The following is a 2,466-nucleotide window of genomic DNA, read 5'->3' as shown; positions in this document are numbered from 1 at the left end:
AGGGAATCACTGTAATTCTCTCCAGTCATATTCTCTCAGAGGTACAGTTACTTGCAGATAAAGTCGGGATTATTTCAGGTGGAATCTTAGGATACGAAGGAGCATTAAAGCAGGGAGATAATCTTGAAGATTTGTTTATGAATGTGGTAAGAAAAAACCAGAAAGCAGGTGAAATCCATGGTTAATATTATAAAAGCAGAACATCAAAAAGCCAAAAGAACCATGCGAAAAAAGTTTATCTGGGGATTTCCTCTTCTTACATTTGTCATGGCATTTATATTTACTCTTGGGATGACAAATGCTTATGCAGAAAGTGTTTGGAACTGGTGGTATACACTTTTGCTGCCGGGGATGATTGCTCTATTTTGTTATCTTTCTGTGGCGCAGGAGAAAAAGATAAAATACTATCATTTAATGACTATTCCCACAGACAGAAGAAAATTGTTGCTGGGGAAAATTATTTATATTGGGTACATGATTTTGTTTTCTAATGTGATTGTGTTTGCAGGAGCAACGCTTGGAGGCTTTCTTCTAACGACACATGTTCCAGTTGGAGGAGCGTTGATTGCAGTATTGTTTCTGACGGTTTCTGAGTTATGGGAGATTCCGGTAGCTTTATTTTTAAGTGAACGATTTGGAATGATTGTAAACCTGTTCGTCTGCCTATTTATTACCGTCAGCGGTGTGGTAATATCACAAACCAGAATCTGGTATGTACTTGTTTCTGCAATCCCTATGCGAATGATGTGCCCGTTGCTTCATGTTTTACCAAATGGACTTGCCGCAGAAGCAGGGAATCCTCTTTTGGATACGGGAGTCATTGTTCCGGGAATGTGTCTCTCAATCATCTGGTTTGTTTTTGTAACGGTTCTGTTTTTGAAATGGTTTGAGAGAAGAGAGGTGAAATAAGATGATTGGAAGATCTCTTAATGCAGACTTGCGAAAGATGAAAGGAACATCTGTGATTCTGGCACACTTACTGATTCCGATTATAACCAGCGTTATATTTTTAATATATTACTTTTTTTCACCATGGAATGAAAATATGAAAGTGATTGCCAGTCTTTTACCGTATAACTACAAAATTTAATATAAATAATCCTACGCAACATTTTATATATTTTGCTACTCCCAATTATAACAGCTTATTTATTAATCACTCTGGTTCTTCATACTCATAATCATTCGATTGTATGCCTCTTCTAATCCAATTTCTGGCTTCCATCCTAATTTTTGAAGCTTGTCAGAATTCAGTTTCATTCTAGTATCAGCAGCATATCCAAATGAATTTGAATTTGGTATGTCAAACACTACATTTATCTTTCCATATCCACATTTTTCACATACCATTTTAGCCATTTCTGCAATTGTCATATGAGTTTCTGGATTAGAAACATTATATGCCTCCGCATTTTCTCCCTTGAGAAGAATAAACAGAAGTCCCATAATAGTATCTCTAGTATAACAGTAATTTCCCTCAGACAGCCCCTTTGTATGAAGAACAATATCTTTGCCTTCTATCACGCTCCTTGCAAACTGCGCAAAAACTCTATTTTCTCCTGGAAGAATTCCTGCACCAAACGTTTGTGAAAGGCGTGCAATTTTTACCGGCACTTTATATTCTGAATAAAATGCCACGCACATATTTTCACAGAGTCTTTTGCTCTCTGGATAATTACTTCTAATAGCAAGGGGATCGATATATCCCCATTCATTTTCTGTGACATTTCTATTTGCTTCTGCAAATGAGCCATACACCTCCATTGAAGAAACATAGACAACTGACTTACACTCATTATCTTTTGCAAATTCCAAAACATATTTTGTACCATCAACAGAAGTCAATAACGTTTCCACGGGATTACTTACCATAATCTTTGATGTAGTTATACTTGCACAATGAAATATGTAATCCACTTTCTGTGACATAAATAGTTTCTCTGTTACGTCACCAAGAATTAATAACAAATCCTTTCTCTCCAAAAGATCTCCATAAATAGCTTCTGCTTTCTCCCTATTCCTAATCAGGGCAAAAACACGAAGATTCAATTTATTGACCCTATTCACACATAATAGTGTTCTAACTAATGATACGCCTATCAGTCCCGTTGCGCCTGTAATAAGTACATTTGAATCCTTTAACTTTTCAAAATCCATTCCACTATTTGCAATATAATCTAAATCTTCCTGCAATATTTTATCTTTTCCTGCTTCATTCATACAATTACTCATCAAATCCATATATCTGTGCATTCTCCTTTGCTTCCAATATTGCACGCATGGTATAAAAGTCTTCAGGTGTTGTAATTTTTATATTCTCTCCTGGTCCGTCAACCAAATGCAAATTATACCCGTTTTCCTGCATCATAGTGCAGGAATCAATGCAATCCGTAATACCTTTTTCAAGCATTTTATTATGTGCAGCCAAGATATCATCAAGCCAAAAACTCTGCGGAGCCCTTGCAA

Annotated in this window: 3 protein-coding genes and 2 pseudogenes; 3 read left to right on the top strand and 2 right to left on the bottom strand. The window is 36.2% G+C overall.

Features of this window, described 5'->3' with window-relative positions; translation table 11 throughout:
• From CCU_RS11340 to CCU_RS14180, 3 genes and pseudogenes are all read left to right on the top strand, one after another.
• Positions 1-185 (top strand): annotated as a pseudogene (locus CCU_RS11340) (lantibiotic ABC transporter ATP-binding protein); the annotation flags it as partial.
• Positions 178-909 (top strand): lantibiotic immunity ABC transporter MutE/EpiE family permease subunit, encoded by a 732-nt coding sequence (locus tag CCU_RS11335; RefSeq protein WP_004853398.1) that lies wholly within the window; start codon positions 178-180, stop codon positions 907-909. The pseudogene CCU_RS11340 and the gene CCU_RS11335, both read left to right, overlap by 8 nt.
• A gap of 1 nt (position 910) precedes the next feature.
• Positions 911-1,060, top strand: a pseudogene (locus CCU_RS14180) (lantibiotic immunity ABC transporter MutG family permease subunit); the annotation flags it as partial.
• Positions 1,061-1,152: 92 nt separating this feature from the next.
• Here the strand turns inward: CCU_RS14180 and CCU_RS11330 are convergent.
• The gene (locus CCU_RS11330; protein WP_156332984.1) at positions 1,153-2,220 is read right to left on the bottom strand and encodes an NAD-dependent epimerase/dehydratase family protein; all 1,068 of its coding nucleotides are present in this window, start codon (positions 2,218-2,220) and stop codon (positions 1,153-1,155) included.
• Positions 2,221-2,224: 4 nt separating this feature from the next.
• Positions 2,225-2,466: 2-C-methyl-D-erythritol 4-phosphate cytidylyltransferase (locus CCU_RS11325; protein WP_208896192.1), on the bottom strand; the 242-nt coding region annotated here is incomplete at its 5' end.

Source organism: Coprococcus sp. ART55/1 (assembly GCF_000210595.1).
Taxonomy (GTDB): Bacteria; Bacillota; Clostridia; order Lachnospirales; family Lachnospiraceae; genus Coprococcus; species Coprococcus aceti.
Note: the sequence above shows the minus strand (reverse complement) of the source record. Positions and strands in the feature narration are given on the sequence as shown.

Bases quoted from the DNA above. Each gene is read 5' to 3' on its own strand.
- CCU_RS11335 (WP_004853398.1), top strand. From the start codon at position 178: ATGGTTAATATTATAAAAGCAGAACATCAAAAAGCCAAAAGAACCATG.
- CCU_RS11330 (WP_156332984.1), bottom strand. From the start codon at position 2,220: ATGAATGAAGCAGGAAAAGATAAAATATTGCAGGAAGATTTAGATTAT.